At 68.5% G+C, this 26378-nt stretch carries 28 protein-coding genes; 10 read left to right on the top strand and 18 right to left on the bottom strand.

Annotated elements, in window-relative coordinates; all coding sequences use genetic code 11:
• Nucleotides 1-72 precede the first annotated feature (72 nt).
• Together ACSZL9_RS12770 and ACSZL9_RS12765 are read right to left on the bottom strand one after the other, a co-directional pair.
• Complete coding sequence (locus ACSZL9_RS12770) at nucleotides 73-1215, bottom strand: NAD(P)/FAD-dependent oxidoreductase (protein WP_446665886.1); 1143 nt, start codon at nucleotides 1213-1215, stop codon at nucleotides 73-75.
• A 133-nt stretch (nucleotides 1216-1348) separates the two neighbouring features.
• Entirely contained in the window at nucleotides 1349-2140 is a 792-nt protein-coding gene (locus ACSZL9_RS12765) for a crotonase/enoyl-CoA hydratase family protein (protein WP_446665885.1), read from the bottom strand.
• 115 nt (nucleotides 2141-2255) lie between these two features.
• Between ACSZL9_RS12765 and ACSZL9_RS12760 the strand changes: the two genes are divergently transcribed.
• Nucleotides 2256-2801: a hypothetical protein gene (locus ACSZL9_RS12760; RefSeq protein WP_446665884.1), complete on the top strand. Its 546-nt coding sequence runs from the start codon at nucleotides 2256-2258 to the stop codon at nucleotides 2799-2801.
• Here the strand turns inward: ACSZL9_RS12760 and ACSZL9_RS12755 are convergent.
• Nucleotides 2785-4050, bottom strand: coding sequence for a low temperature requirement protein A (locus ACSZL9_RS12755; RefSeq protein WP_446665883.1), 1266 nt, complete (start codon nucleotides 4048-4050; stop codon nucleotides 2785-2787). The genes ACSZL9_RS12760 and ACSZL9_RS12755 overlap by 17 nt on opposite strands.
• 37 nt (nucleotides 4051-4087) lie before the next feature.
• Nucleotides 4088-4546, bottom strand: a complete 459-nt coding sequence (locus ACSZL9_RS12750) for a cysteine dioxygenase (protein WP_446665882.1) — start codon at nucleotides 4544-4546, stop codon at nucleotides 4088-4090.
• A gap of 341 nt (nucleotides 4547-4887) precedes the next feature.
• Between ACSZL9_RS12750 and trxA the strand changes: the two genes are divergently transcribed.
• Nucleotides 4888-5289 (top strand): thioredoxin, encoded by a 402-nt coding sequence (trxA, locus tag ACSZL9_RS12745; RefSeq protein WP_446665881.1) that lies wholly within the window; start codon nucleotides 4888-4890, stop codon nucleotides 5287-5289.
• 109 nt (nucleotides 5290-5398) lie between these two features.
• Here the strand turns inward: trxA and ACSZL9_RS12740 are convergent, their stop codons facing one another.
• The 7 genes from ACSZL9_RS12740 to ACSZL9_RS12710 all read right to left on the bottom strand — a co-directional run bounded on the left by ACSZL9_RS12740 (nucleotide 5399) and on the right by ACSZL9_RS12710 (nucleotide 13781).
• Nucleotides 5399-5917 (bottom strand): DUF2599 domain-containing protein, encoded by a 519-nt coding sequence (locus ACSZL9_RS12740; protein WP_446665880.1) that lies wholly within the window; start codon nucleotides 5915-5917, stop codon nucleotides 5399-5401.
• Between the two features lie 89 nt (nucleotides 5918-6006).
• Nucleotides 6007-8064, bottom strand: a complete 2058-nt coding sequence (locus ACSZL9_RS12735; RefSeq protein ID WP_446665879.1) for a M4 family metallopeptidase — start codon at nucleotides 8062-8064, stop codon at nucleotides 6007-6009.
• Between the two features lie 337 nt (nucleotides 8065-8401).
• Entirely contained in the window at nucleotides 8402-9034 is a 633-nt protein-coding gene (locus ACSZL9_RS12730; protein ID WP_446665878.1) for a class I SAM-dependent methyltransferase, read from the bottom strand.
• Entirely contained in the window at nucleotides 9034-10128 is a 1095-nt protein-coding gene (locus tag ACSZL9_RS12725) for a prenyltransferase (protein WP_446665877.1), read from the bottom strand. Before ACSZL9_RS12725 ends, ACSZL9_RS12730 begins: the two co-directional genes overlap by 1 nt.
• Nucleotides 10128-10853, bottom strand: a complete 726-nt coding sequence (locus tag ACSZL9_RS12720) for a class I SAM-dependent methyltransferase (protein ID WP_446665876.1) — start codon at nucleotides 10851-10853, stop codon at nucleotides 10128-10130. The genes ACSZL9_RS12725 and ACSZL9_RS12720 overlap by 1 nt, the downstream gene beginning before the upstream one ends.
• Nucleotides 10850-12118 carry a glycosyltransferase family 4 protein gene (locus ACSZL9_RS12715; RefSeq protein ID WP_446665875.1) on the bottom strand — a complete coding sequence of 423 codons (1269 nt, stop codon included), beginning with the start codon at nucleotides 12116-12118 and terminating at the stop codon, nucleotides 10850-10852. The genes ACSZL9_RS12720 and ACSZL9_RS12715 overlap by 4 nt, the downstream gene beginning before the upstream one ends.
• A gap of 115 nt (nucleotides 12119-12233) precedes the next feature.
• Entirely contained in the window at nucleotides 12234-13781 is a 1548-nt protein-coding gene (locus tag ACSZL9_RS12710) for a flavin-containing monooxygenase (RefSeq protein ID WP_446665874.1), read from the bottom strand.
• Between the two features lie 123 nt (nucleotides 13782-13904).
• Here ACSZL9_RS12710 and ACSZL9_RS12705 point away from each other — a divergent pair, with 123 nt between their 5' ends.
• On the top strand, nucleotides 13905-15083 hold the full coding sequence (locus tag ACSZL9_RS12705; RefSeq protein WP_446665873.1) for a geranylgeranyl reductase family protein: 1179 nt from the start codon (nucleotides 13905-13907) through the stop codon (nucleotides 15081-15083).
• A 153-nt stretch (nucleotides 15084-15236) separates the two neighbouring features.
• On the opposite strand, the gene ACSZL9_RS12700 is transcribed toward ACSZL9_RS12705, so the two are convergent.
• Both ACSZL9_RS12700 and ACSZL9_RS12695 read right to left on the bottom strand, forming a co-directional pair.
• Nucleotides 15237-15809 carry a DUF4190 domain-containing protein gene (locus tag ACSZL9_RS12700; RefSeq protein ID WP_446665872.1) on the bottom strand — a complete coding sequence of 191 codons (573 nt, stop codon included), beginning with the start codon at nucleotides 15807-15809 and terminating at the stop codon, nucleotides 15237-15239.
• A gap of 30 nt (nucleotides 15810-15839) precedes the next feature.
• Complete coding sequence (locus tag ACSZL9_RS12695; protein WP_446665871.1) at nucleotides 15840-17222, bottom strand: glucose-6-phosphate dehydrogenase; 1383 nt, start codon at nucleotides 17220-17222, stop codon at nucleotides 15840-15842.
• 158 nt (nucleotides 17223-17380) lie between these two features.
• Between ACSZL9_RS12695 and ACSZL9_RS12690 the strand changes: the two genes are divergently transcribed.
• Entirely contained in the window at nucleotides 17381-17806 is a 426-nt protein-coding gene (locus ACSZL9_RS12690) for a rhodanese-like domain-containing protein (RefSeq protein ID WP_446665870.1), read from the top strand.
• Here ACSZL9_RS12690 and ACSZL9_RS12685 read toward each other — a convergent pair.
• From ACSZL9_RS12685 to ACSZL9_RS12665, 5 genes are all read right to left on the bottom strand, one after another.
• Nucleotides 17796-18281, bottom strand: coding sequence for an OsmC family protein (locus ACSZL9_RS12685; RefSeq protein ID WP_446665869.1), 486 nt, complete (start codon nucleotides 18279-18281; stop codon nucleotides 17796-17798). The genes ACSZL9_RS12690 and ACSZL9_RS12685 overlap by 11 nt on opposite strands.
• A 318-nt stretch (nucleotides 18282-18599) precedes the next feature.
• Nucleotides 18600-19994: a tryptophan-rich sensory protein gene (locus ACSZL9_RS12680; RefSeq protein ID WP_446665868.1), complete on the bottom strand. Its 1395-nt coding sequence runs from the start codon at nucleotides 19992-19994 to the stop codon at nucleotides 18600-18602.
• Between the two features lie 3 nt (nucleotides 19995-19997).
• Nucleotides 19998-20732, bottom strand: coding sequence for a CPBP family intramembrane glutamic endopeptidase (locus ACSZL9_RS12675; protein ID WP_446665867.1), 735 nt, complete (start codon nucleotides 20730-20732; stop codon nucleotides 19998-20000).
• A gap of 79 nt (nucleotides 20733-20811) precedes the next feature.
• Entirely contained in the window at nucleotides 20812-21249 is a 438-nt protein-coding gene (locus tag ACSZL9_RS12670; protein ID WP_188836161.1) for an SRPBCC family protein, read from the bottom strand.
• A 37-nt stretch (nucleotides 21250-21286) separates the two neighbouring features.
• A complete protein-coding gene (locus ACSZL9_RS12665) occupies nucleotides 21287-22180 on the bottom strand; it encodes a MerR family transcriptional regulator (RefSeq protein ID WP_188836160.1) in 894 nt (297 codons plus the stop codon).
• A gap of 61 nt (nucleotides 22181-22241) precedes the next feature.
• On the opposite strand from ACSZL9_RS12665, the gene ACSZL9_RS12660 reads away from it, so the two are divergent.
• From ACSZL9_RS12660 to ACSZL9_RS12635, 6 genes are read left to right on the top strand one after another with little or no spacing between them, the layout of a single operon-like run.
• Nucleotides 22242-22619 (top strand): hypothetical protein, encoded by a 378-nt coding sequence (locus tag ACSZL9_RS12660; protein WP_446665866.1) that lies wholly within the window; start codon nucleotides 22242-22244, stop codon nucleotides 22617-22619.
• Complete coding sequence (locus ACSZL9_RS12655) at nucleotides 22619-24043, top strand: cryptochrome/photolyase family protein (protein WP_188836158.1); 1425 nt, start codon at nucleotides 22619-22621, stop codon at nucleotides 24041-24043. The genes ACSZL9_RS12660 and ACSZL9_RS12655 overlap by 1 nt, the downstream gene beginning before the upstream one ends.
• Nucleotides 24040-24339 (top strand): hypothetical protein, encoded by a 300-nt coding sequence (locus ACSZL9_RS12650; RefSeq protein ID WP_188836157.1) that lies wholly within the window; start codon nucleotides 24040-24042, stop codon nucleotides 24337-24339. The genes ACSZL9_RS12655 and ACSZL9_RS12650 overlap by 4 nt, the downstream gene beginning before the upstream one ends.
• On the top strand, nucleotides 24336-24779 hold the full coding sequence (locus ACSZL9_RS12645) for a pyridoxamine 5'-phosphate oxidase family protein (protein ID WP_188836156.1): 444 nt from the start codon (nucleotides 24336-24338) through the stop codon (nucleotides 24777-24779). Before ACSZL9_RS12650 ends, ACSZL9_RS12645 begins: the two co-directional genes overlap by 4 nt.
• Nucleotides 24779-25243 (top strand): hypothetical protein, encoded by a 465-nt coding sequence (locus ACSZL9_RS12640; protein WP_446665865.1) that lies wholly within the window; start codon nucleotides 24779-24781, stop codon nucleotides 25241-25243. Before ACSZL9_RS12645 ends, ACSZL9_RS12640 begins: the two co-directional genes overlap by 1 nt.
• 37 nt (nucleotides 25244-25280) lie before the next feature.
• Complete coding sequence (locus ACSZL9_RS12635; RefSeq protein ID WP_446665864.1) at nucleotides 25281-26375, top strand: polyprenyl synthetase family protein; 1095 nt, start codon at nucleotides 25281-25283, stop codon at nucleotides 26373-26375.
• The last annotated feature ends 3 nt before the right edge of the window (nucleotides 26376-26378 follow it).

Here is a 26378-nt window from a genome sequence, read left to right as displayed (position 1 = left end):
GCATACCAATTTCGGCTGAATCGGTATGCCGGTCAATGCAGGACCCTGCCGGTCAATCAGAGCGTGGTTGCGTCAGTGATTCGCCCAGTCGGTGCCGAACCACCGCTTCGCGCGACTGGACCCGAAGTCGGCCTTGCGGCTGCGCAGCTCCTGCGACGGCTCGTCGAAGGTCCCGACCGGCGGCTCCCCGCTGCGGAACGTCACCTCGACCCGGCCGATCCGATCTCCGCCGAACTCGATGAAACACAGTCCCGTCCCGTCGTATGTCGCCCCCGCGGTCTCCCGACGGTGCCGATCGATCAGCCGGTCCGCGACGACACCCGCCTGCCGCTCGGAGAAGACACCGGCCTTCGGCGTGCCGACACTCGTGACATCTCCGACGGCATACACATCGGGGTAGGACGTCTCCAGGGTCAACGGATCGACCGGAATCCAGCCGTCGACACACATGCCCGACTCGGCGACCACGGCCGGCACCCGGTGCGCCGGCACCCCGAGGAAGAGGTCGAAGGGCAGTTCGCGGCCGTCCGCGAGCACCGCCACCCCGCGGTCGCCGTCCAGGCTGCGCACCAGACTGTCCGGAGTCCAGGTGATCCCGCGCTCGGCGAACTCGGCGAGCAACGCCTTCGACGCCGCCGGTGACGGCGGGATCGGGCTGCCGAGCGGCATGACCAGTGAGATCTCGGACTTGTCCCGCAGCCCGCGTTCGGTGAGGAAGTCGTGCAGCATCAACACGGTCTCGCTCGGTGCCGGCGGGCACTTGAACGGCGTTGACGTGACACCGACGATCACCGTGCCACCGGTGAACGAGTCGAGCACTTCCGCGGCCGCGAAAGCGCCTGCGGGCGTGTAGAACTCGTGCCCGGCTTCGACGAGTCCGGGTGTCGCGGCAGGGTCCAGGTCCGCGCCAAGCGCGACCACCAGGACATCACCGTCGAAGTGCCCGGCGTCGGTCTCCACGCTGCGGTGCGTCGGGTCGATGGACCGGATCTCCGCCTGCACGAAGCGGACGCCGGGCTTGACCACATCGGCATACGAGTGCCGCACCGCGTCCGGCGTCGTGCGGCCGAACATCACGTCGAGCTTCGAGAAGCCCATGATGAAGTCGTCGGCCTTGTCGATCAGGACGACGTCGGCGTCGTCACCGAGCTCCTCCGAGAGGCGAGTCACCAACTCCAGACCGCCGAAACCCGCTCCCAACACCAGAACTCGCATGATCCCTCTTCCGCTGCGACGGATGCCCCGCGCCGGCGTCACCTGCCGACGCGGGGCACCTGCGGCCCAAAGCTAGCCGCACCGGGAACGTCGGGGCAGACATATTTCTGGGGCAGATCGTGCTTGGCAGTGACTAGCGGCGGGCGCGGAAGACCGGGTCCTCGCGTTTCAGCCCGGACACCCGCGCGATCTTGGCGTTCGTGCCGAGGAGCAGTTTGGTCTGCTCCCAGCGCTCCCGCGAGAAGGTCCGCCGCGGCGAGGAGCGCCAGGACCGGTCGAAGATCTTCTTCGTCGCGGCCAGCTGGTCCGGAGACCGCTTCGCGAGCGACTCGGCGAGCGCGCGGGCTGCGTCATACGGCTGGGCGTCGACCTGTCCGACGAGTCCGAGCCGGGCCGCCTCGTCACCGGAGATCACCTCGGCGGTCATCGTCAGCCGCTTCGCGGTCTCGATGCCGACCAACTCGGACAGCGTGCGCACGCCGGTCATGTCCGGGATGAGCCCCCATTTGCCTTCCAGCACAGACCATTTCGCGTCCGGCGTGGTGACACGGAGATCGGCCGCGAGCGCGATCTGCACGCCGCCGCCGTAGCAATGACCGTGCACGGCCGCGATGACCGGCGCCGGCACCCGACGCCACGCCCAGCACGCCTCCTGGAAGAGATTCGTGCCGCGCCACGGCCGCGGCAGCATGCCCAGCGGCAGTTGCTTCGGGTCGGCGGTGACCGTCTTGAAGTCGAGTCCGGCGCAGAACGAGTCACCGGTCCCGGAGAGTATGACGGCGCGAATCCCCTTGTCCGCACGCATTCTCCGAGCTGCAGCGGTGAGGTCCCGCAGCATCGGGAGGGTGAGGCCGTTCAGCTTCTCCGGGCGGTCCAACCGCACGTCGGCGATGCCGCCGGCGACCGTCACATCGATGTTACTCATGGGTAGACCCTATCGGCCCTGCTGACGTGTCCCGACAGGAATCACCCTCCCGGGGTATGCCCGCCACTCGGCGGAGTGACGCGGCGAACGCACCGTGCCCGCGAGGCTCTTCCACATGAAGAAATCAGCGATCCCACCCGCATCACCACTGATGGTGCACCTGGCCCACCTCAGCGCACTCAGCCCGGTCCTGTCCTCGTTGTGGCGGCTGCCGCTCATCTTCGGAGCGTCGATGGGGCTCGACGACGCATCGGTGGACGACATGATGAGCCACCCGTGGTGGATGCGCGCCGGCTACCTGATCGGGCTCGGCGTGCTCAGCGACGGACTGGCGTTCCTCGCTCTCGGGCTGGTCCGGTCGTGGGGCGAGACCTTCCCGCGCTGGTTGCCGGTTGTCGGTGGACGCCCGGTGCCGGTGCTGTTCGCCGCTCCGCTCGCGCTGCTCGGCGGGTTGGGCGCGACGCTCTTCGGCATGGCCGTCGTCTTCGGCTTCCCGTCGAACGTCGACGCGTGGGACGGCTGGGCGGTGCTGATGTACGCCTGCTACGCCCCACTCGCGTTCTGGGGACCGAGCCTGATCGCCGTGACCATCGATTACATCCGCCGGCGCCGTTCACCGGTTCTGCTGCGGCCGGTCGACCAACTCACGACTCTGCACTGAGACGCTGCAGCTGCTCGTCCTGCCAACGGTGCGCTCCGCCCTCGAACGCGATGACCGTCACGAAGGGGGCCGCCATACCGAGCAGCAGGCACAACGAGATCGGCGCGCCGACCGCCGCGAGCACGACCGCCGCGACCAGCAGCCCACCGGTGACCACCAGGTTGACCAGGTGCAGCGGGTCGAGTCGCCCGATCAGCACGTCGTGCAGCGTGTAGATCGTCGCCAGATAGAGCGCGACCGGCACGACGAGCAGCGCCACCGCGGTGGTCTCCGACAGCGCGGAGTCACCCTCCAGGTAGAGGCCGAGCACGTGCAGCCCGGCGCCGGCACCGGCGATCCCGAGGAAGGCCAGGATGTGCCCGTAGCCGAAGAAGTAGCCGTATGTCGGCCGGTGCTGCAGGAAGATGCCGAACGGCATCGCGAAGTAGATCCACCACATGCCGAACGTCAGCCCGATCCCGGCGATGACCACGGCCACGGCGTTCCAACTCCAGTCGTCACCGGCCGCGCCGCCGAGCAGGTCCTGCGAGGTGGCGATGGTGCCGACGACTCCCTCGCCGAGGGTGATGATCGCGAAGGCGCTGTATCGGTCGGCGATGTGGTCCGGATGCCAGGGTGTGCCGTTCGCGCTGCCCTGGGCGAGCACCGGGATCAGCAGCTCGCAGGCACCGAGGAAGATGCCGATCAGCACGGTCACCGCGAGCGGCATCGAGACGAACCCGAAGACGACCCAGCCTGCCTGCACGATCGACAACCACCGGATGTTGCGTAGCGCGACGAGCCGGAAGTCCGACGACTGCCGGGATGCCCGCCACCACTGCATGAGCAGTGGGATGCGCATGACGACATACCCGATGACGATCAGCCGGGTGTCGACGTGGGCGCCCTGGTCGATCGAGTGGAACATCGGCGCCAGACCGAGCGCGAAGATCACCACGCCGGTCATGATGAACATCGTCAGCAGCCGGTAGAGCCAGTCGTCGGTGTCGAAGGACGACGCGAACCAGGTGAAGCTGATCCAGGCGACACAGATCGCGAAGATCGCGAAGAGGAAGCCGAAAACGCCTCTGACCAGGTGCCCGTCGGCCGCCATACCGGCGAATTGCGACGCCGAGGTGCCGACCGCGACCGCGAAGACCAGGTCGAAGAGCAGCTCCAGTGGGGTGGAAGCGCGCTCACCCTCCTCGGGATCGCGCCCGCGCATCGGCACGAGGCGCCGCCGGAACGACTCGGATGACAGACGACTCATACGCAGCATCCTCGCAGGGAGGCACGCGGCATTGCGGTCAGGAAAGTGCGTCGACCGCGACGGGCCGGCCGTTCTCCCAGGCGTATGGCGTCATCTCGGTCAGGCCCGGCGAGTAGGCGTGCACGGTGACCGCGTAACCGTCGCCGACATTGGTGACGTGGTGGGCGGTGTTCGGCGTGATGGTCACCTCGTCACCGTCGGTCAGCTCGCTCCAGTGCTCCGAGCCGCCCTTCCACTGCCGGTCGATCAGCTCGCCCTCGACGACGACCATCGCACCGTCGGCGGCGCCGTGATCGTGCCAGCCGGTCTCGGCGCCGGGCGGCCAGTTGACCACCCACACCTCGAGGTGCGGCGTCTTGGTCAGCTGGTGGCGCTCCCGCTCCGTGCCGGAGGGCCGACGGGCACTGACAGCGGCGCCTTCACGCACGAAAAGCCGTGCCATCCGGACGAGTTGGTCACCGGTGAAGTCCCGGACGCCGGGTGAAGCAGTGGTCATCGAAGTCTCCGTTGAAGCGAGGTGGGTCTGCGCCGTGATCGGGCGCTGTGGTCTGCGGCGAGCTGGGTGGTGGATCGGCTCAATAGCGGCAGACATGCCACGTCGTCATGCGACGCCGGTTGGCGATGCGCATGCGGAGCGTGACCTGCGAAGACATGCCACCAGCACAACACGGCACCGTGGCAATCACCAAACACATTGATTGCCGTCTTATATGTCGAGACTGTTGCCCGTATGGCGGACGTCACTTCGTGGGAAGGATCGGTGGGCGCCATACGTTGGCAGGTGTGACGGTGAACCGAACGCCGTCGCCCGCCACCGTCGACCAAGGAGCAGACACGATGGCCACCAAGACCCTCACGACCGACACCTTCACCGACGAGGTCCAGTCCGACGGCATCGTGCTGGTGGACTTCTGGGCGGACTGGTGCGGCCCGTGCAAGATGTTCGCGCCGATCTTCGAGGACGCCTCCAATGAGCACCCGGACATCACGTTCGGCAAGGTCGACACCGAAGCCGAGCCGGCGCTGAGCCAGGCACTGCAGATCACGTCGATCCCGACGCTGATGATCTTCCGCGACGGCATTCGTGTCTTCGCGCAGGCCGGCGCGCTGCCCGGCCCGGAGCTGACCAGCCTCATCGACCAGACCCGCAAGCTGCCGATGGACGAGGTGCGCGCCCAGATCGAGGCGGAGCAGGCCAAGCAGCAGTCCGAGCAGGAGGGCCAGGGCTCGGGCGAATAAGGATCGGCCGAGTAACTCGCTACTGTCGCGAGTTATTCGCTCGAAACACCGGATCCCGGCGACCAAGTCGCTACTGTCGCGAGTTACTCGCGCGGGCGGGCGCAGGCGCTCAGACCTCGGGACCGCCGGGATTACACCGGGTGTCGTACATCACCTGCGCCGACACCACCGGTCGCCACGGCTCGAGATTCCAACTCGGCTTGTCCGGGTCGGCCAGGCGCGCGAATGCCCAGTGGCACTCGAATTGCGCTCGCATTCCTCGGGACCCGGCATCCGGTGCCTTGCGCAGCACCTCCCGCCACGCCTCCTTGCCGGATCCGTCCGCCGTCGTCACCCGCCCGTTGGCCGTCGGGTAGACCTGCAGGCTGCGGCCGCTCGGCAGACTGACCCACACCACTCGGGCGATGTATGGCGGAGGGGTGGTGTTGGTCGGGGTGGCGCGGGGAGAGGCGCTGCGCGACGTTCCTCCGCTGTGCTGCTGACTCGACTCGTGGCGGTGCTGTCCCGCACCGGTCGTCGTCTCGTGCTGTTCCCCCGTTCCTCGGCTGCCGCTGGGGTCACCGATCGAGCACGCGGCGAGGCTGCCGAGCAGCAGCAGCGTCATACCGACGACAGGGGCCTTGGACATGCCGACATTTTCGCCGACTGACGCATGAAACACCGAGTGACGCACTTGTAAGTGCGTCACTCGGCGTTTACTGCGTCAGTCGACGTGCGTCACTTCGCGGTGATCGACGTGTCGTCCACGACGAACGAGGTCTGCAGATACGCGTCCTCGTTCATGACAAACTTCAGCGTCACCGACTTGCCGGCGTATGCCGACAGGTCGACCGAGACTTGGTGCCAGGTGTTGTCGGCGTTGACGTTGCTGTAGGACTTCAGCACCTTGGTCGTCCCGCCGCTGACCGCCTGGACCTGCATCTTGTCGTAGGCGTAGTAACGGGACGACTCACTGGAGTCGACACGCAGCCAGTAGGTCAGCGTGGCGTCGGACCCGGCGGGGATCGACACGGTCTGCGACTCGTTCTCGCTGGCGGTCTGCCCGTTGCCACCGAGCCACATCTTCCAACTGCCCGTGTGCGCCGCGCGACCGCTGTTGTTGGTGATCGGCCCCGCGGTGCCGGTCCAGCCGACCGTGCCGGACTCGAAGCCCGGGTTCTTCAGCAGGTTGTCCCCGGTCGGCGGGTTGGGGTCGCTCCCGCCGTCACAGCTCGCGCTTCCGGCGGGCACCGAGATCGCGTTGAACGCCGACTCGACGGACTTGCACTCCTGGCTGGAGGCGCCATACAGCTCGATCGCGGAGGTGATCGCGCCCTCGCGCGCAGCCTTGTAGTTGGAGTTGCTGGTCAGCTTCGTCGTCAGCGTGCGGAACCAGATCTTCTCCACCTTGTCGTGACCGATCCCGGTGACGCTGCTGTTGTTGCAGGTCGGGCTGTTGTAGTTGACGCCGTTGATCGTCTTGGCGCCCGAGCCCTCCGAGGTCAGGTAGTACCAGTGGTTCAGCGGACCGGACGAGTAGTGCGGGTCCAGGTTGCCGAGGCTGCTGCTCCAGCAGTCCTTGCTCGCACCGTCCTTGCTCGGCTGGTCCATGTAGCGCAGCGGGTCGCCGTTGCCGAAGAGGTCGACCTTCTCGCCGATGAGGTAGTCGGGCGTGTCCGCGGAGTTGTTCGCGTACCACTCGACCGCGGTGCCGAAGATGTCCGAGTTCGCCTCGTTGAGGCCGCCGGCATCGCCGTAGTAGACGAGCCCTGCCGTGTTCTCGGTGACGCCGTGGCTCATCTCGTGGCCGGCGACGTCCAGCGCGAGCACCGGGCTGTTGTTGTCGCTGCCGTCGCCATACGTCATCTGCTGGCCGTCCCAGAAGGCGTTCGCCATACCGTCCGCGAAGTGCACGCGGGAGCGCGAGCCCTGGCCGTTGTCCCAGATGCCGTTGCGGCCCAACACGTTCTTGTAGTAGTCGAACGTCTTCTCCGCGCCGTACTGCGCGTCGACCGCTGCACTGGCGCGGTCGGAGTTGGTGCCGTTGCCCCAGGTGTCGTCGCTGTCCAGGAAGAGGTCACCCGCCGGTCCGCTGCCGGTGTTGGGGTCGCCCTGGTTGTGCACGTCGGTCGTGTAATTGCCTGCGGCGTCTGTCATTTCGTAACCGCCGCCGCTGTGTGCCTTGGTCCCGATGGTGACGTTTCCGACGTAGATGCTGCGGCCGCTGCCGGTCTTGATGTCGTCGTCGACCGCGAGGACCTTACCGGTGCGGGCATCGACATACGTGTGCGAGCGGGTGGGCACCTTGTCAGCGCGCACACCCTCGACATACACGTCGTAGGCCAGCCGGGGAGTGCCCTTGCCGGCGAAGATCACCAGGTCGGAGTCCTTCTTCAGCGTCCGCACCGCGTGGGACTTCTGCTGCCCGGTCACCTTCGCCTTGCTCGCCGAGTATGTCGGCGTGACCGAGGAGACGGCGACCTTGCCCGACGCGTTCTTGCGCACCGTGCCGAGCTTGCCGGCCTTGTTGCGGGTGACGATGAGGTCACCGCCGACGACCTTGAGACCCTTGTAGGTGCGGTCGTAATGGATGTGCTTCGTGCCGTTCGCATCGGTGACGACGTTGCGGACGACGAGCTTCTCGTTGCTGCTCAGGCCGAGTGCGGCGTGGTCGCTCTTGACCGTGTCAGCCTTGACCGTGTCGGCCTTGGCAGCGCCACTCTTGACGGAAGTCGCCTTGGCAGAGGCGGATTGGGCATGAGCGGTGTTGCTGGCCAGTGCCGATGGCATGCTCATGCAAACAGCGGTGGCGAGGGCTGCGCCCAACGCGACACCGGTGACGGTTTTCTTCACGGGGTCTTCTCCTAGAGGTGTGTGCCCGCCCTTGGGGGTGTTTGGCAGGCACTGGCGCAGACTGTGCCGCTGTGACATGTCGAACCGCTATGCAGCTGAGCCATTCATGACCGAAAACCGGCCGATTCTTTAACCAATCAACATCATTCGCTGAACGTTTGCTGTGGTCTGATTGGCTCGGGTCACTCTGCGCCATCGTTGCGCCCGGCAACTTCCGCACGAGTGACGCAATTACTCACCGTTGACGCCGTTGCAGCGGCGTCATTCGACGGCAGGTGCGTCAGTGGACGGAGCCGGCCGGAGCGGGCGCGGCGAGCACCCGCAACGAGCCGTGCTGCTCGACCTCGGTAAAGCCGTCGGCGAGCGCCGCCTGCACGACGTGCCAGGGCGCTTGGCCACCGTCGGCGGGGTCCGGGAAGACGTCGTGCACCAGCAACAACCCACCCGGCGTCAGGTGGCGAGCAAATGCCCGGTAGTCGTGCTGTGCGGTCCGCTCCGTGTGGTTGCCATCGAGGAAGAGCAGCTCGATCGGCGAATTCCACCAGCGCGCAACGACTTCGGTGCGTGCGACGACCGCGGAGCAGACGTCCGCCAGCGCGTCGAGCACCGGCCGGAAGTGCGGCAGTGTGTCGAGCAGACCGGAGCGCGGGTCGACCATCGACGTGTCGTGCCACTCCCAGCCCGGCTGGTTCTCCTCCGAGCCGTGGTGGTGGTCGACGGTCACCAGTCGCGCGTCCCGCAACCGTGCGGCCGCGCCGAGCAGCAGGGTGGACTTGCCGCAGTAGGTGCCGATCTCCAGCCAGCTGCCGGGCCTCGCGCGGAGCGCGACGTCATACAGTGCGTCGCCCTCGTCGATGGGCATGAAACCAGTTGTTACTGCGACGGTTTCGGCGAGCTCGGGAGGGACGGGCATCAGCCGGCCACTTCCTCACCGGCCAGGGGGACCGCGGCAACCGACTCGTCCCCCGGCCATCCGGCGTCCCGCCAGAGCGTGGCGCCGCCGGTCGTCTGGGTGACGACATCCGCGGCCAGCAGGACGGCCGCCGCGGTCCACGACGTCTGCTCGCGCGGCCAGAGCACCATGTCGGGCAGGTTGCGCCCGGTCCAGTAGCCGCCGGTGGACTCATCACGCAGGCTCTGCAGGTCCGCCAACACCGTGACGGCCCGGTCGGTTTCGCCGATCGCGTCCAAGGCGGCCACCAGCTCGGCGGACTCGGCCGACGTGACCCACAGCTGGTCGTTGACACACCGGGCGCCGTGCCCGTCACGGACGTAATCCGCCCAACCGGCCTCGATCCGGGCCCGCGCACGCGGGCCGCGCACGACCCCGGCGAGCACCGGGTAATACCAGTCCATCGAGAAGCGTGACCGGTCGGCGAAGCTCTCCGGCCGCTCGCGCAGCGCCTCGGCCAGCCGGTTGCCGGCCCAGCGCCACCGCGGGCGGTCGTGCCCGAGCGTCGCCGCGATCAGGCACGCACACTCCAGCGACTGCAAAGCGCTCGCACTGCCGGTCAGCAGCGCGAAATCGGCCGGGCCGTGGGTGCCCACGGCCCACCCGAGCTCCCCGCCCGGATGCTGCGCACGTATGACGAAATTGATCGCCGCCTCGACAGTCGGCCACAGCCGGGCCAGCGCGTCGGTGCGACCGGTCACCAGGTAGTAGTGCCAGACGCCGACAGCGATGTAGGCGCACTGGTTGGTGTCGGCGCCGGGATCCTCGACGTAGTCGCCGCGCAACACCATCGGCCAGGAGCCGTCCTTGCGCTGGGTCGCCGCCGACCACTCGAACGCACGCCAGGCTTCGGTCCAGTGCCCGGCAACGGTCAGGCCCATCGCCGCCTCGACGTGATCCCAGGGGTCGAGATGACTGCCGTCATACCAAGGGATCGAGCCGTCGGGTCGCTGCTGTCGGAGGATGAATTGCGCTGTGGCAGCGCAGTTTTCGGCCGACATGAGGCCCGGCACCGCAAGTGCTCCGACCCGCCCCACCGGTCGCTGCACCGCCATTATGCGGCGATCTCCGGCTTGCGGAGGTAGACCACGAAACTCTTGCCGGCGACGGGGTTGAGGGCGTTCTCGGCAGCGCGGGTGACGAACGGCGCCTTCATCATGTCCCACACCAACAACCGGTGATAGGCCTTCACCGCGGGGTTGTCGTTGTTGTCCGGTCCGACGGCGCACTTCAGCCACCAGTAGGGCGCGTGCAGGGCGTGCGCGTGATGTCGCTTGTATGCCGCGAACCCAGCTCGCTCGAGCTTGGCGACCAGCTCGGAGGCACGGTAGATCCTGATGTGGCCGCCCTCGACCTCGTGGTAGGAGTCCGACAGCTGCCAGCAGACCTTCTCCGGCCAGCTGCGTGGCACCGAAACCGCAACGAGGCCACCGGGTTTGACGACCCGGAAGATCTCGGCCATGACCTGCTCGTCCTCGTGGACGTGCTCGAGGATCTCGGAGGCGATGACCCGGTCGAAGGTGTTGTCCTCGAAGGGCATCGACCGCGCGTCGCCGTGCAGGACCGTGCCGGAGGCACCGAACGGGACCTGATCCTCCAGCTCCATCGCCGCGAACATCGACTTGATGTCGGCCAGGTCCGACTCGGACTGGTCGAACGCAGTCACCACGGCGCCGCGGCGCAGCACCTCGAACGAGTGACGGCCCTGGCCGGCACCGACGTCGAGCACACTCATCCCCGGGGACACCGGGAATGCCGAGTCGAAGTCCATGGTGATCATCGTGATGACTCCTGCCGTTTCGTTGCTTCAGGCGCAGCGGGCACCGGGTGCCCGCTCGCGGCGATCACCTCGGCATAGACATCGGCGGTCGCCCGAGCAACCTCGCGCCAACTGTAAGTGGTGACGGCCCGGGTCCGACCCGCCGCACCCATCCGCGCTGCCGTCTCCGGCGACGACAGCACCTCGGCGACGGCCGCGCCGAGCGCCGGTGCGTCGCCGGCCGGCACGAGGCGGCCCACACCGTCGGCGAGCAGATCCGGCAGCGCGCCGACGTCGGTCGCCACGACCGGGGTGCCGCAGGCCATCGCCTCGACGGCCGGGATCGAGAAGCCTTCGTAGCGCGAGGGAATCACCTGCACCGCGGCCGATGCGACCAGCTCGGCGAGCTCCTCGTCGGTGAGGCCGCTGCGGAAGGTCACCCGGTCCACGAGCCCGGCCTCGGCCAGCCGCTTCTCGGTGGTCTCGCTCGGCGTCCCGACGACCACGAGTTCGCCCCAGGCGTCCCGCGGCAGCGCCCGGAGTGCGTCGACCAGCACCGACATACCCTTCAGCGGGACGTCGGCGCTGATGACCGAGACGATGCGCCCCGGCACGCGGGGCGTCTCGCGTGGCCGGAATCGATCCACATCGACGCCCACCGGCACGACGCGCATCCGCTCGCGCGGCACCTCGAAGTCCGCGGCGATGTCCTGGGCAGAGACCTTCGAGACGGTCAGGATGTGCGTGCTGTGCTTGGCGACGCGGCGCTGCATCTGCACGAAGCCGTACCACCGGCGCTTGGTGACGCGGCTCCATCCGGTGGCCGCCTCCAGCTCCAGTCGTCGGTCGCGGCTGATCGGGTGGTGGATGGTGGTCAACAGCGGCAGCCCGCGGCGCTCGAGCGCGAGCAGCCCGGGCGCCAGCGTCTGGTTGTCGTGCAACACGTCGAAGTCGTCGACCCGGTCGCGCAGCAAACGGGACAGACGCATGCCGAAGGTCCGCGGCTCGGGGAACCCGGCGGTGCACATCGTCGCGAACTCGAAAACATCCACCGCAGAGCGGAATTCACGCAGTCCCGGACGCCGGAACGGGTCGTCCGCACGGTAGAGATCCAGACTCGGCACCGGCGTGAAACGGACACCGTCGTCCAGCCGCGGGTAGGGCTGACCGCTGAACACCTCGACCTGGTGGCCGAGGGCGACCAGCTCGCGGGACAGGTTGCGGACGTAGACGCCCTGCCCGCCGGAGTGCTCCTTGCTCCTGTATGACGCGAGCGCGATCCTCATGCGCGGCGTCCCGGGCGCCGGTCCCGGCGAGTGACGGTCCACCGGTCGAGTGACGGTGAGATTTCACCGTCACTCAGCGAGGAAGCCGTCACTGGACGCAGGGGGTGGGTCGGCATCAGGCGACGCTCTCGTGTGCAGGGTCGTCGGTTGCAGTGTCCCCGGTTGCAGCGTTGGCCGCGGCGGTGTGCAGATCGGCGTTGGGCGAGCGCACCTCACCAGCGCGCACGAACGTCATGTCGTCGGTGACGTTCGCACGGCGCGCGTCGCGGCGGTCGGCGAAATAGTTCTGTCGCAGGAACCACGGCTTGCGGTCGCCCTGCTTGGGCAGCGTTGCCAGCGACCGCTGGATGTAGCCGGCCGCGAGGTCCAGCGCTGGGGTGCTCGGCATCTCCTCGGTCACCGTGGGATATCCGTAGGCGTGACCGTGCTCGCGCACATGGTTGACGAAGCGGCAGAAGAACTTCGCCGACAGGTCGGCGCGCAGCGTCCACGAGGCATTGGTGTAGCCGATGCATACGGCCGCGTTGGGCACGCCTTCGAGCATCAGGCCCTGGTAGATGTACCGCTTGCCCGGGTCGCACTGCTGACCGTCGACCCGCAGCGTCGCCCCACCGATGAGCTGCACGTTGAGCCCGGTCGCAGTCACGATGATGTCGGCAGGCACCTCGCGGCCGCTGCCGGTGCGGATGCCATTGGCGTCGATGCGGTCGATGGTGTCGGTGATGACGTCGACGTCGTGGTGCCGGATCGCCTTGAAGAGGTCGGCGTCCGGCACGACGCACAGTCGCTCGTCCCACGGCTTGTAGCGCGGCGTGAACGCCGTCATGTCGACGCTGCTGTGCCGGATCTGCCGGGCCACACCGGTCTTGAGCGCCTTGGTCGCGAGCCCCGGCGCGCGGCGGCAGAATTCGTAGAACCCGACGGTCGTCACGGCATTCTTCATCCGCGTTGCGGCATACGCCTGCTTGGTGGGCAGCACCTTGCGCAACGTCCGGGCGATCGGGTCACGCGACGGCTGGCTGATGACGTAGGTGGGCGATCGCTGGATCATGGTGACCGACGCACCCTGCTTCGCGAGCGCCGGCACCAGCGTCATCGCGGTGGCGCCCGAGCCGATGACGCTGACCTTCTTGCCGCGCACATCCAACCCCTCAGGCCAGAACTGCGGGTGTATGACGTCTCCGGCGAACTCGTCGAGCCCTGGGAACTCCGGCCGGTAGCCCTTGTCGTAGTTGTAGTAGCCCGCGCACAGGTAGACGAAGTCCGCGCTGACCGTGGAGTCACCGTCCGGCGAGCTGACGGTCAGCGTCCAGCGCGCGTCCTCGCTCGACCAGTCGGCGGCGGTGACCTTGGTGGAGTAGACGATCCGCTCGTCGATGCCGTATTTGGCGGCCGTGTCCTTCAGGTAATTGAGGATGTCGGCGCCGTCCGCGATCGACTTCTCGCCGGTCCACGGCTCGAAGGGGAAGCCGAGGGTGAACATGTCCGAGTCGGAGCGCACCCCGGGATAGCGGAACAGGTCCCAGGTGCCGCCGAGCGACTCGCGTGCCTCGAGGATCGCGTAGTCGGCGCCCGGGCACATGGTCTGGATCCGATAGCCGGCGTCGATCCCGGACAGGCCGGCGCCCACCACCAGTACGTCGTAGTGCTCCTGCAACGGCATCGTGACTCCTCGGCTCGCCGATCGGGGATGGTCCGGACCCCCAAAGTTACCCGTCGGTCACATGTTGTGTCAGGTGGGCGGCCGGTCGATTGCACCGGCGCAGCCGCACTAACATCTGCGGTCGTGACGCAGCGGGACAGTCAGCCGGGCACGCGGCCGAGCACCGTGTATGACGTGGTCGTCGTCGGCGCGGGCCCTGCCGGCAGCCGCGCCGCACACTCGGCGGCACGGTCCGGAGCCACGACACTCGTGCTGGACCGGGCCACCTTCCCGCGTTACAAGACCTGCGGCGGTGGCCTGATCGGCCCGACCCTGGCGTCGCTGCCCGAGGACGTCGAGGTCCCGGTGCAGCAGCGGATCACCCGGGCGTCGTTCACGATCCGCGGCGGGTCGCATTTCGAGCAAGTCGCCGGCGACCGGGTCCTCAGCCTGGTCAACAGGTCCGAGTTCGACGCCATCCTGCTGGCGGCCGCGACCCGCGCGGGAGCCGAGGTCCGCACCGGCGTGACCGTGACCGGCGTGAGCGAGCAGGACGACCTGGTGACCGTCACCACCTCCGACGGTGCGGTGCGTGCGCGGGCGGTGGTCGGTGCGGACGGGTCTGCCAGCCGACTCGGGCGGTATGTCGGGGTCGATCTGCGCCAGATCGACCTCGGGCTGGAGGTCGAGCTCACGCCCGATGCCGCTGCTGCCGCCCGGTGGTCCGGCCGGGTGCACCTGGATTGGGGTCCTGAGCCGGGCTCTTACGCCTGGGTCTTCCCCAAGCAGGACGTGCTGACCGTCGGCGTCATCATGGCCAAGGGCTCTCCGGGCAAAACCAAGCAATACCTCACCGATTATGTTGCCCAGCAAGGTCTTTCGTCCCTGCCCGTCGCCCGCGATTCCGGCCACCTCACCCGCTGCCGGACCTCGGACTCGCCGCTCGGTCGCGGACGGGTGCTGGTCGCCGGGGATGCCGCCGGCCTGTTGGAGCCGTGGACCCGGGAGGGCATCTCGTATGCCGTCCGGTCCGGCGCCCTCGCCGGAACGCAGGCGGCCCGGATCGGCACGGGCAGCGCGGCACCGGAGGAGGGCGTTGCGGCATACGAGCGAGGGGTGTCCGAGGCGTTGGGCACGGAGATGGCTGTCGGCGAGCAGACGCTGCGGGCCTTCGAGCGGCATCCGCGGGCGTTCCACACGATGCTGCGGACACGGCTTGGGTGGCGGGCCTTCACCCGGATCACCCGCGGCGACACGACGCTGGCGCACATGACCCGACACCGGGTCGTGCGTGTCGGTCTGGCGGCGATGAACCGCTGGTGATCGCTGAGCGTCCAGGAGATCGTTGAGCTTGTCGAAACGATGACCTCGACAGGCTCGGCCACCTCTCCTGCGGCTCGGCCACCTCTCCTGCGGCTCGGCCACCTCTCCTGCGGCTCGGCACCTCTCCTACGGCTCGGCCACCTCTCCCGGGGCTCAGGTCGTCGTCAAGTTCGAGGTAGTCGACGGATCCTGCGACGCGGCGATGATCATCGCGACGATGAAGCCGACCAGCAGGACGACCTGTATGGCGCCGATCACGATGCCGGCGATCGCCTGACCCCGGCCGATGCCGCCGATCTCCCGGGACTTGTTCAGGCCGAGGATGCCCAGCACGACGGCGACGATGCCCGAGAGACCGCACAGCACGAATATCCCCGCGATGCTGGTGATGAGCGACGCGATCGCCAGGCCGTTGGTCGGCGTCGGCTGGTAGCCCGCATAGGGCGTGCCGTAGGCGCCATACGGCTGCTGCCCATAAGGCTGTTGGCCGTATTGCTGTTGTCCGTAGGGCGCGGGACCGTAGCCGGGCTGCTGACCGTAGGGCGCCTGCTGCGGGTAACCCTGCGGCTGGCCCGACTGCTGCGGATAGCTCTGCGGGCCGTAGACCTCGGTCGTCCGGTAATCGGAGCCCTGCGGAGCGTAGGGGTCGACGGCTGGTTGCGCGCTGGTCGCCTGCTCGTGGAAGCTCCGGTCCTTGGGGCGGTCGGCGCCATACGGATCAGACATGCGGTCATGGTAAGCACGACCGCGCGGCCGTCACGAATCCTCCGGCAGCCAGCCCTCCGGACCGGTCGAGCCGGCCGGGTAGGTCTCCATCGGGACGCGTCCGGCCTTCCACGCCTTGAGCACCGGATCCATGATCCGCCAGCACGACTCGGCGGCGTCGCTGCGCACGGACAGCAGATTGTCGCCGTCGAGGACCTCCCGCAGGACCTCGCCGTAGGGCAGCATCCAGCCGGGTGCCAGCTCGGCACGCAGCGTCTTCTGCTCCAGGTCCATCGGGCTGCCTTCGGCGTTCATGGTCAGCACGAAGGACACCGCGCCGGGCTTCAGGTCGATGATCAGCTTGTCGGGCGCGGCCGCGTTGTCGAAGCCGTCGGGCAGGTGCGGCACCGGCCGGAAGTAGGCGATGACCTGCTTGCGCGGCGTGCCCAGCGCCTTCCCGCTGCGCAGCGTGAAGGGAATGCCTGCCCACCGGTTGTTGCGCACCTCGACCTGCACCTGGGCGAGCGTCTCGGTCTCCCGCGACGGGTCGACGCCCTTCTCCCGCGTGTATGCCGGGATCTTCCGGCGACCGATCTGGCCGGCGGTGTAGCGGGCTCGCTTGCTGGACCGTTTCGGGCTGCCGCCCCACAACCGGGTGGCGCGCAACACCTGCGCCTTCTGGTCCTGCACCTCCTTGGCGGACAGGTCGGCGACCGATTCCATCGCGAAGACGCTGAGCACCTGCAGCAGGTGCGACTGCAGCATGTCGCGCAGCGCACCCGTCCTGTCGTAGTAACCGGCGCGGCCTTCCAGTGCGAGGTCCTCGTCGTAGATGATCTCGACGCGCTCGATGTGCTCCGCGCTCCAGATCGGCTGCAGGATGCGGTTGGCGAAGCGCAGGCCGATCAGGTTGAGCACGGTGGAGCGCCCGAGGAAGTGATCGACCCGGAAGATCCGCTCCTCCGAGACCAGCCTGTGCAGCTGGGTGTTGAACGTGCGTGCCGATTTCTCGTCACCACCGAAGGGCTTCTCCAGCGCGAGCCGGGTGTCGTCCGGCAGGTCGATGTCCTCCAGCAACTCGCAGACCTTCATCGACACGGCCGGCGGCAGCGCGAAGTAGATGACCAGCGGGCCCTGGCAGCCCGCGATCAGTGCGGCCAGCTGCTCGGGGTCGAGCAGGTCGGTCTGCTGATAGCGGGTCTTGGAGAGCGTGGACCGGGTCGGACGGGCGGGCACCGGCACCGTGCCGAAGGCGTCCTCGACGCGCTTCTTCCATTGCACCGCAGTCAGATCCGCCCGATCGGCACCGACGATGCGGACCTTCCTCGAGGGCTCGATGTTGAGCAGACTGCCGATCCCGGGCAGCAACAGCCGGTGGGTGAGGTCACCGCCGGCACCGAGGATCAGCAAGGTCACAGGAGTCTCAGCAGCCATGGCCCGAGCATGGCACGCGTCGCCGGATGTTTCGCGATGCGGACGGCACCAGTTGGCGCAGCCACCATGTTTCAGTAACGTGTGCTTATGCCACGTATTCTGTTTTGCAATTGCTCGTCGGTCGCCGCTCCACCGGGTCACCACCACGGACCCGTCGTATGACGATCACCGCCCCTGCCGAGATGTCCTGGCAGTCCGAGCTTTTCGCGGCTCGGCCCGCCGCGCATCGGTCGACGTCGACGGCGCAGTCCGCTGCGACGTCGACGGTGCAGCAGCTCAGTCCGCGCGCGGCGTTCCAGGAGTTGCTGTGGCAGCGCGGCACACTCCTCGACATACGACCTCCCGCGCTGCGTGCCGCCGACGGCGATGCCGGGCCGGGTGTGCCCGCAGGGTCGATGCACCGCGCGCAGGTCACCGAGGCACCGGCCGGCGTGCCGGGTCGTCGGATCATCGTCCTCTGCCACGACGGCTCGGCGGCACCGGCCGTCGCCGAAGCGCTCGCCAGCTCCGGAGCGCGACAGGTCGCCCATGTCGTCGGCGGTTTCGCGGCCTGGCGGGCGCTTGGCCTGCCGGTCAGAGGTTGACCCGAGCGACGTCCTCGCCGTCGATCACGAAGCGCGCGTCGATCGATATCAGGGACCGCAGCGAGTTGGCGATGAAGCACTGCTCGTGGGCTATCCGGGTGAGGCGCTCCAGCTGATCCAACCGGCTGCCGGTCGCGAGCGTGACCACCGGTCGCAGCGTGATCGTCGTGACCGACATCGGCGAATTTCCTTGCGGCATGGTGCCTTCCGCTGCATCGGCATAGTCGACGACGTCCAGCCGGGCCCGCGCTGCGACCGCGAGGAACGACAGCAACTGACAACTGCTCGCCGCCATCACGAGCAGGTGCTCGGGGTTGGCCACGGCTGGATCACCGCCGAAGTGCGGGTCCGCGGACAACTTCATCCCGGCCAGTCCTGCAGGTCCGACCCGGTGCTCACGGGAGTAGGCGTCATACCCCTCACCGGTGGAGCCTTGCCAGCTCAAAGCCACGGGGTACGAATGGTTCTCCGCCATACCCGCATCGTATGCCGGACCAACACAGCCTGCGCCCGCCGTAAATTTTTCGATCCGCCTGAGCCGCGAAGCCACAGCAGAACGGTGTGATGGTGACACGCTCAAACGCGGTGGCATCGCGGCGTCCGAGGTCGACAGCCTTGTCAGGCCGAGGTGTTCGCGCGGGATCGGACGGCAGCTCCTTCAGTCGCCCGGGACGAGCAGCAGGAGATGGTCGTGCTCGTCGCGGTGTACGACGAGAGTTTGACGATCTGTGCCGGTTCGTGACGCGCACAGCGGAGGCATCGGCGAGCGCGCCGACCGGTTCGTACCGCACAATCACCGCCGGCCATTTCGTCGCGCGATCGACCCGGTCAGCGCGGTGGCGAAGAGGCACCACCCGGCATACAGCCCGATGCCGGCTGCCTTTCCCCGGCCCGTGGCGCCCGCCCGGCGGGCCAGGTCGGCCGAACTGGCAGTGAGGACAGCGCATTCGACGGCCGCCGGCCAGGGTCGGTGGCCCCGGAAGAACAGCGCGGTCCAGCCGGCGTTGAGCACCATGTTGGCCGCCAGCGCCTGCTCCAGTTGCCGGCTCCGGGCCGGGTGGCCGGTCTCGGCGAGCTCCGCGCTGCTGCGGGCGGTGGCCACCGCCGTGGTGGCGTACAGCAGCGTCCACACGGTGGGGAACGCCGCCGGCGGCGGCTGCCAGGCGGGCTTGTCCAGCCGGCGGTACCACGGCGAATCCGGTGTGGTCAGCAGCGAACCGGCGACCGCGGCCGTGCCGACGACCGCCGACGTGCGGGCCAGCGTGCGGATCCACCGGTGCGGCTCCAGGTCGGTGACCGCCGCCCGGATCGCGTCGGCGAAGCCGGTCCGGCCCCGCGGGGGCGGCCCGATCGCGTCGAGCACGTCGTCCTCCTGGCAGATCGCGTCGTGCACCAGGCTGCCGACCAGCGGCCGGGCGATCCCCGCGGAGATCGGCGTGACGACCTCGACCCACAATCCGGCCAGCCGGGGCGTCAGCACCGGCACGCTGATGATCCGTCGTGGCCGCAGGCCGACGATCTGGGCATACCGCTGCATCATCTGCGCGTAGGTCAGCACCTCCGGGCCGCCGATGTCGAAGGTGCGGTTGGTGTCGGCGGGCAGCTCCGCCGCGCCGGCCAGGTAGTGCACCACGTCCGCGACCGCGACCGGCTGGATCCGGTTGTCGACCCAGCGCGGCGCCACCATCGCCGGCAGCCGCTCGGTCAGGTGCCGCAGCATGTCGAACGATGCGGACCCGTTGCCCAGCACCACACCGGCCTGCAGCACCACGGCCGGGATCGGACCGTCCAGGAAGACCCGCCCGACCTCGACCCGGGACGCCAGGTGGTCCGAGAGCTCACCTTCGGGGTGCAGCCCGCTGAGGTAGACCACCCGGGCGATCCCGGCGTCGGCCGCCGCGTCGGCGAAGGTCTGCGCCATCGCCCGGTCGCGCCGCCGGAAGTCGCCCCGGCCGTCCATCGAGTGCAGCAGGTAGTAGGCCGTCTCGACCCCGTCCAGCGCGCTACGGCAGTCGGCCGCGCGGGACGCGTCAGCCTCGACCACCTCGACCTGTCCCGACCACGACTGCCCGCTGAGTCCGGACGTATGACGGGTGAGCACGCGGACCGTGTGCCCCCGCTGCAGCAGTTCCGGAACGAGCTGTCCGCCGATGTAACCGGTCGCGCCGGTGACCAGCACGAGTGCCATGGTTCAACCTCCTGTGGGTAGGACGACGGGTAAGAGGAGCAGCATGCCCAGCGACCAGATCAGATGGGTGATGATCGGGGCGAGGATGCCGCCGGTGACACGGCGTTGCAGACCGGTCAGCAGGCCGAGCGCGGCCGCCGCGAGCACCAGCAACGGTATGCCGCTGCCGGCCGTGGCCAGAGAGTAGACCGCGGTCGAGACGAGCACGGGATATCGCCGTCCGACGGCGGCATACAGCGCCCCGCGGAAGTAGATCTCCTCCGCGACCCCGTTGGCCGCGGTGATCAGCACGATCGCCGGCAACGAGCCCAGCCGGGCGTGGTCCAGCAGCCGCACCACCGGGTCGCGCAACGCCAGCACGTGAGACACCAGCAGGCCGCCGGCCAGGAAGACGGTCAGCAGCAGCGCACCGAGCGCAAGCGACTGCACCACCGGCCGGGCCCGGTCGGATCCGGCCCGGGTGTGCGCGCGCCCCACGTGCAGCGGACCCGAGAGCAGGCCGCCCACCGTCCAGACGGCGGCCAACACCGCCGTCGCCAGGTAGAAGGAGGGATCGCCCGCCGGGATGCGCAACGCCGCCGCGAGCAGCGCCGCACCCACGACCAACGTGGCCAGCGCCACGATCCGTCGCCGCCGGAACGCCGCGTCGGTCTCCCGGTGGTCGCGCGGCACCGGCACGACCAGCGCCGCCCGCACGAACGAGCGCACCTCCCGCACCGGGTTCACGAACACGACCATCGGCATCAACCCGAGGCCGACCGGGCGGGGTGGGCGCTCACCGGCCGCCATGGGCCTGCCGCACGCACCGGTCCCGCCATCAGCGAAGACCGTTGAGGACCGTGGTCATGCGGTCGACCGTCTTGTCGGCGACCGGTCGCATGAACAGCTGCAGCAGCGGATCGAGGACGACATGCAGCCGGCTGCGCAGGGTGATGGTGGCGGTGTAGGTGATGCGGGTGCCGCCTTCCGGCGCCGGCGCGAGCTGTATGTCGTCGCGCGAGCCGGCGGAGTCGTTGGAGCCCTCGAACACGACGCGGTTCTCGTCCAAGCGGGCCAAGACGTAAATCAGCGTCACCGGCCGGCCCAGAAAGCGGGACTCGTTGCGCCAGCGACTTCCCACCGCGATCGATCCGCTGTCGAGGCGTTCGCACCGCTGGGTGCCAGGATCCCACTTTGTTGCGTGGCTGAAATCCTGCAGGTATGTGCGCGCCACCTGCGGTTCGGCGCGGACGAAGAAACTCCTGGTGATGTTCATCGACAGTGCTCCTGGCTCTGGATGGTGGCCATCGGGATCAGCGTGCAACCTGTGGCCGTGGCGACCGGCTGCGGTGCAGGAGCGCCGCAGCGACGGTCTGTGCCGATGCCGTGAGGGACGACATCAGGGGGATCGCCCCGTCGACATGGTGAGCCTCGCTACCGCCGACGTAGACGGTTCCGATCCCGGCGCCGACCAGAGTGCGGACGGCGACGTTGGCCGGGGCGATGTCGTGGTCTCTGGCGACGCTGATCACCGCGGCGTCGGGTCGCCACACCTCGGCCAGGCGCGTCCAGCAGGACTCCGGCACATCAGAACCGACATACAGAACCTCAGTGCCCAGGCGTTGCAGGAGCAGAGCGAAGGCGAGGGCAGGGAGCTCGTGCCGGTTGGTGGCCGGTAGGCCGACCACCACGCGCGGACCGTGTGCCGGCGTCGTGTCGAACAGCGCCGACAACTTGCGCATGACCGCGGCGCTGACCAGATGCTCGGAGACGACGTCCAACTTGCCAGACTCCCAGAACCGTCCGACCTGATGCATGCTCGGCACGAGCCAGGAGTCGACGGCCGTCTCGATCGACGTGACCGCGAAAGCTTCGTCCAGGACCCGACGAAGCGCATCGTTGTCCAAGGCTGCTCCGGCACGCGCCAGCGCCGTCACGTCCTGTATGGCGGCGCCCGGAACACTGCCCAAGGACCGCGGAGATTGGCTGGCCGGTGAAGCAGCCAGACGCGCTGCTCGTCGTGGCGGGACGCCCGAGTCCACCAGAGCACGCATTCGATGAAGGATCTCGAGGTCGTGCTCGTCATATTGCCGGTATGACGACGCGGTGCGGTCGGGCTGCACGACTCCGTAGCGGTTCTCCCACGCTCGCAGTGTCACTGCGGGTACGCCGGTGAGCTCGGCGATCTCACCGATCGTGTAGGTCATACCGCAAGCTTACCTTGTACGAAACCTTTTACAAGTTCGTTATTTTGTGTAAGCTATTGGCATGCTCACCGGTCGAGTCAACGGCGAACGACGTCGAACCGGCATGCCGGTCGGCGAACCGCGGGTTCGCCTCTCATCACTGTCCCGGCACGGGCCAGCCCAGTCGCGCGGGCAGCGTCTCGGTGCGCTGCTCACCCAATGCGCGGCCAGCGAGGTCACCGCTATGGGCGTTCTCTATGACGAGACGATCGGATGGGTCTATCCACTCGCGTGCCGCGCGGCAGAGGACACCTCGGGGGCACAGGAACTCACCCAAGCGTTCTACCTGCACCTCTGGGCCGACAGCCGACAGTTCCGACAGGACACCGACAGCGCGGTGACATGGGTGCTGCAACGGCTCGGAGAGCACCTTCGATCAGGCGCCGACGGGAGGGCGTGATGTCGAGCATTCTGTGGCTGCGGAGGGACCTGCGCCGGAGCGACCATCCGGCGCTGCAGGAGGCAGCGGCCGGCGGCCCTGTGCTGCCGGTGTTCGTCATCGAACCGCGTCTGTGGGAAGCCGCCGGGCCGGTACGACGCGGTTGGCTCGCCGCCACGGTACTGGCGACACGAGACGCCTTCGACGGGCGCCTCTTGGTGCGAGCCGGCCGGCCCGACACCGTGCTGACCGCCCTGTGCGGCGAACACGCCGTGTCCGCCGTGCACTACACACGGGAGACCACGCCCTGGGCGGTCCGGCGCGACGACCGGGTGGCCGCGACGCTGCACGAACGGGACATTGACATGGTGGCGACCGGCACGCCGTACGCCGTCGGCCCCGGCCTGGTGACCCGCGACAGCGGCCAGTCGTACAAGGTTTTCACGCCGTTCTCCCGCGCCTGGCGGTCGCACGGCTGGCCCGCGCCGGCACCCGATCCCCAGGGTCTGCAGCTGATCGACGGCGCGGACGACACCGACGCGCTCACGACTCTGAAGCAGGCGGTGCAGGACTGTCCGGTGCCGCTGCCGGACGCCGGCGAGGACGCGGCGCGGGCACGCTGGGCGGAGTTCCTGCACGACTCGATCGGTCTATATGACGAGGATCGCGACCGGCCGGATCTCGACGGCACCAGCCGGTTGTCGCCCCACCTGAAGGTCGGTGCGATCCATCCGCGGACCCTGCTGCACGACCTGAGCCGCCGCCGGAGCCGGTCGGCCGACCGCTTCCGCACCGAGCTCGCCTGGCGCGAGTTCTACGCCGACGTGCTGTGGCGGGCGCCCGAAAGTGCCTGGCACGACATGACGTCCGGTATGTCGCCCTTGTATGACGCTCCGGCCCACGCCAGACGCGACGCCGATAGGGACAGCGACGACAACGCCGAGGAACTGGTGCGCGCCTGGCAGGAGGGCCGGACCGGCTATCCGCTGGTGGACGCCGGCATGCGGCAGCTCAACGCGACGGGGTGGATGCACAACCGGGTCCGCATGGTGACGGCCAGCTTCTTCACCAAGGACCTGCACCGGTGGTGGGGTGAGGGCGCGCGCTATTTCATGGAGCACCTGATCGACGGCGATCTGGCGTCGAACAACCACGGCTGGCAGTGGGTTGCCGGCACCGGCACCGACGCCGCCCCATTCCACCGGGTCTTCAACCCGGTGCGGCAGGGTGAGCGGTTCGACCCCGACGGCGACTACGTGCGCGCATGGGTGCCGGAGTTGCGGCACCTGAACGGCGCGGACGTGCATGCGCCGTGGAAGCATCCGGAGGGCCACGCGCACGGATACCCGGCTCCGGTCGTGGATCACGACCACGAACGACGAGACGCGCTCGGTCGCTACGAGCACGTGCGGGCCTCCAAAGCCGACCGGGGGAGCCAGCGATGAGGACGCGGCCAGCTCTGATCACCGGGACGTCCTCGGGGATGGGTCTGCACGCTGCCGTCGAAATGGTCGGCGGGGTGGTCGGGCATCCGTTCGCAGGTGCCTACTGCGACGCCAAATTCGCCGTCGAGGGCTTCATGCAGTCAGTGTCGACCGTGGCCAGCGAGGACTTCGTCGTCCGCCGGCAGAAGTCCGATGCGGTACGCCGGTTCGTCACCACGCCGCTGGCGGATCTGGATGGTTCACGCGTGTGGTCCGTCACGAAGCAGTGGATCCAGCCCGACGGAGAGACCGCATGACGGAGCGATCGGCAGCGGACGCCACGACACCGCGGCGTCGAAGCACGCACCGGTTGCCCCTGGGCGACCCCGAGGTCCAGGAGTTCTGGGCTGAGCGTCATCTCGCGACCCTGACGACGCTGACATCCGACGGTCGACCGCACACGGTCCCGGTGGCACCCGTGCTCGACGCGGACAACGGGGCGCTGCGGATCCTGGCCTCGCGCCGGTCCCGGAAGGTGCGCAACGTGACCGAAGCCGGCGACGAGCCCTGGGTCTCCGTGTGCCAGGTCGACGGGCGCCGTTGGTGCACTGCAAATGGAACCGCCGAAGTACTGACTGACGACGAGTCGGTCCAGCACGCCGAGAAGGTTTACGCCGAGCGTTTCCGGGTCCCCAGGCCCAACCCGGAGCGCGTCGTCCTATTCGTCACCATCGATCACCTGATCGGGAGCCTGTGATGACCCATCCAGCCGAACGCGGCGTCGGGATCCATATCTCGCCAGAGACCGCGCACGATGACAAGGAGCACCCGATGCACGCCGATCCGTCCCCGTCCGGACGACCCACCGATCTCCCCACGGGCCGCGTCCTGGTCCTGGACGAGCGATTCGTGGCCTCTCTCGAGGATGCCCAACTGAGGCAGTACCTCAGCGTCCTGACCCGAGCAGCGTCTGGAGCGCATGAGGACGTTGACGAACTCACAAAGGTCCTGAGCGAGGAGTTCGATCGCCTGGAAACGCCGATGCCGCCGGTACAGGTCAAGATGATCGCCGAGCAGCTCTTCGGGGTACAGGACGCCAGGCTGGACATCGTCACCACGGGCGGCGATGTGCTCGCGCAGCAGGACGGCGTCAGTGGCGTGCCCGAGCGACCCGGCTCGGCGGGAGACCCCGAGCACCCGGATCGGCCGTTCATCAGTTGAGAGCCGGCGGATTCGATAGCTGCAGGGAGGCAGAGCAGTGAACCATGAACAGGGCGAGGCACCGGTCGACCGTGCGGCGCGAGCGAGTGGTTGGCGCGCCCGACTCGACGTCGAGTTGGACCGGTTTGTCGCCGACGGCCTGCGGCGCTCGACAGAAGAGAGTGCCGATACGCACGAGCTGTGGCAGCAACTGGGACGAACGGGCCGCGGCGGCGAGAAGCTGCGGTCGACACTGCTGTTCGCGGCGTACGAGTGCTGCGGCGGCGATGATGATGAGGTGGTCGCCCGCGTCGGTGCTGCAGTGGAGTTGCTGCACACCGCGTTGGTGATCCACGACGACGTCATCGATCGGGATGTCGTGCGGCGGGGATCGGCCAACGTGTCCGGGGTCTTCGCTGACACGGCACGGGTGCGTGGCGCGCGCGAGGAGGGCGCGGTCACTCTCGGCGTCGCGGCCGGCATACTCGCCGGAGACCTCGCACTGGCCCGCGCCATACACCTGGTGGCGCTGTGTGGCGCAGACGCTGCGACGACTCGTGCGCTGCTGGCGCTGGTGGAGGATGCGGTACGGGTCAGTGCCGCGGGAGAACTCGACGACGTTGCCGCCGGTGTATGCCGCGCTACGGCACCCACCCTCGAGCAGGTCCTCGCGATCGCCGAGCAGAAGACTGCGTGGTATTCGTTCCGCTTCCCGTTGCAGGCCGGGGCGGTGCTCGCCGGCGCGCCCGGAGCAACCGTCGACCAGCTCGCGGAGGTCGGTCGTCTCGCCGGCATCGGTTTCCAGCTCGCCGACGACCTCCGGGGCGTGTTCGGGGACGAATCCGACACTGGCAAGAGCGCGCTGAGCGATCTGCGCGAGGGAAAGTTCACCGCGCTGATCGCGCACGCTCGGACGACCGCTGTCTGGAACAAGATCGCGCCGCACATCGGAGACGCCTCTTTGGAGGCGGGAGCCGCGGAGACGGTGCGCGAGCTGCTCCAGAGCTGCGGATCGCGACGTTTCGTCGAAGGACTCGCCGAGCACCACCTGACGCGGGCTGAGGAAATGGCGGAGCGTATCGGCCTCGACCCGGCGCTGCTGACCGAGCTCACCCGGCACAGCCGCCGCATCATGCGGAGCACTGCCGCATGACGC

The organism is Flexivirga sp. B27, assembly GCF_052905685.1.
Note: the sequence above shows the minus strand (reverse complement) of the source record. Positions and strands in the feature narration are given on the sequence as shown.

What these genes read in the sequence shown, in the direction of transcription:
- ACSZL9_RS12770 (WP_446665886.1), bottom strand. Translation starts at nt 1,215, where the DNA reads ATGCGAGTTCTGGTGTTGGGAGCGGGTTTCGGCGGTCTGGAGTTGGTG.
- ACSZL9_RS12765 (WP_446665885.1), bottom strand. Translation starts at nt 2,140, where the DNA reads ATGAGTAACATCGATGTGACGGTCGCCGGCGGCATCGCCGACGTGCGG.
- ACSZL9_RS12760 (WP_446665884.1), top strand. Translation starts at nt 2,256, where the DNA reads ATGAAGAAATCAGCGATCCCACCCGCATCACCACTGATGGTGCACCTG.
- ACSZL9_RS12755 (WP_446665883.1), bottom strand. Translation starts at nt 4,050, where the DNA reads ATGAGTCGTCTGTCATCCGAGTCGTTCCGGCGGCGCCTCGTGCCGATG.
- ACSZL9_RS12750 (WP_446665882.1), bottom strand. Translation starts at nt 4,546, where the DNA reads ATGACCACTGCTTCACCCGGCGTCCGGGACTTCACCGGTGACCAACTC.
- trxA (WP_446665881.1), top strand. Translation starts at nt 4,888, where the DNA reads ATGGCCACCAAGACCCTCACGACCGACACCTTCACCGACGAGGTCCAG.
- ACSZL9_RS12740 (WP_446665880.1), bottom strand. Translation starts at nt 5,917, where the DNA reads ATGTCCAAGGCCCCTGTCGTCGGTATGACGCTGCTGCTGCTCGGCAGC.
- ACSZL9_RS12735 (WP_446665879.1), bottom strand. Translation starts at nt 8,064, where the DNA reads ATGAGCATGCCATCGGCACTGGCCAGCAACACCGCTCATGCCCAATCC.
- ACSZL9_RS12730 (WP_446665878.1), bottom strand. Translation starts at nt 9,034, where the DNA reads ATGCCCGTCCCTCCCGAGCTCGCCGAAACCGTCGCAGTAACAACTGGT.
- ACSZL9_RS12725 (WP_446665877.1), bottom strand. Translation starts at nt 10,128, where the DNA reads ATGGCGGTGCAGCGACCGGTGGGGCGGGTCGGAGCACTTGCGGTGCCG.
- ACSZL9_RS12720 (WP_446665876.1), bottom strand. Translation starts at nt 10,853, where the DNA reads ATGATCACCATGGACTTCGACTCGGCATTCCCGGTGTCCCCGGGGATG.
- ACSZL9_RS12715 (WP_446665875.1), bottom strand. Translation starts at nt 12,118, where the DNA reads ATGAGGATCGCGCTCGCGTCATACAGGAGCAAGGAGCACTCCGGCGGG.
- ACSZL9_RS12710 (WP_446665874.1), bottom strand. Translation starts at nt 13,781, where the DNA reads ATGCCGTTGCAGGAGCACTACGACGTACTGGTGGTGGGCGCCGGCCTG.
- ACSZL9_RS12700 (WP_446665872.1), bottom strand. Translation starts at nt 15,809, where the DNA reads ATGTCTGATCCGTATGGCGCCGACCGCCCCAAGGACCGGAGCTTCCAC.
- ACSZL9_RS12695 (WP_446665871.1), bottom strand. Translation starts at nt 17,222, where the DNA reads ATGGCTGCTGAGACTCCTGTGACCTTGCTGATCCTCGGTGCCGGCGGT.
- ACSZL9_RS12690 (WP_446665870.1), top strand. Translation starts at nt 17,381, where the DNA reads ATGACGATCACCGCCCCTGCCGAGATGTCCTGGCAGTCCGAGCTTTTC.
- ACSZL9_RS12685 (WP_446665869.1), bottom strand. Translation starts at nt 18,281, where the DNA reads ATGGCGGAGAACCATTCGTACCCCGTGGCTTTGAGCTGGCAAGGCTCC.
- ACSZL9_RS12680 (WP_446665868.1), bottom strand. Translation starts at nt 19,994, where the DNA reads ATGGCACTCGTGCTGGTCACCGGCGCGACCGGTTACATCGGCGGACAG.
- ACSZL9_RS12675 (WP_446665867.1), bottom strand. Translation starts at nt 20,732, where the DNA reads ATGGTCGTGTTCGTGAACCCGGTGCGGGAGGTGCGCTCGTTCGTGCGG.
- ACSZL9_RS12670 (WP_188836161.1), bottom strand. Translation starts at nt 21,249, where the DNA reads ATGAACATCACCAGGAGTTTCTTCGTCCGCGCCGAACCGCAGGTGGCG.
- ACSZL9_RS12665 (WP_188836160.1), bottom strand. Translation starts at nt 22,180, where the DNA reads ATGACCTACACGATCGGTGAGATCGCCGAGCTCACCGGCGTACCCGCA.
- ACSZL9_RS12660 (WP_446665866.1), top strand. Translation starts at nt 22,242, where the DNA reads ATGCTCACCGGTCGAGTCAACGGCGAACGACGTCGAACCGGCATGCCG.
- ACSZL9_RS12655 (WP_188836158.1), top strand. Translation starts at nt 22,619, where the DNA reads ATGTCGAGCATTCTGTGGCTGCGGAGGGACCTGCGCCGGAGCGACCAT.
- ACSZL9_RS12650 (WP_188836157.1), top strand. Translation starts at nt 24,040, where the DNA reads ATGAGGACGCGGCCAGCTCTGATCACCGGGACGTCCTCGGGGATGGGT.
- ACSZL9_RS12645 (WP_188836156.1), top strand. Translation starts at nt 24,336, where the DNA reads ATGACGGAGCGATCGGCAGCGGACGCCACGACACCGCGGCGTCGAAGC.
- ACSZL9_RS12640 (WP_446665865.1), top strand. Translation starts at nt 24,779, where the DNA reads ATGACCCATCCAGCCGAACGCGGCGTCGGGATCCATATCTCGCCAGAG.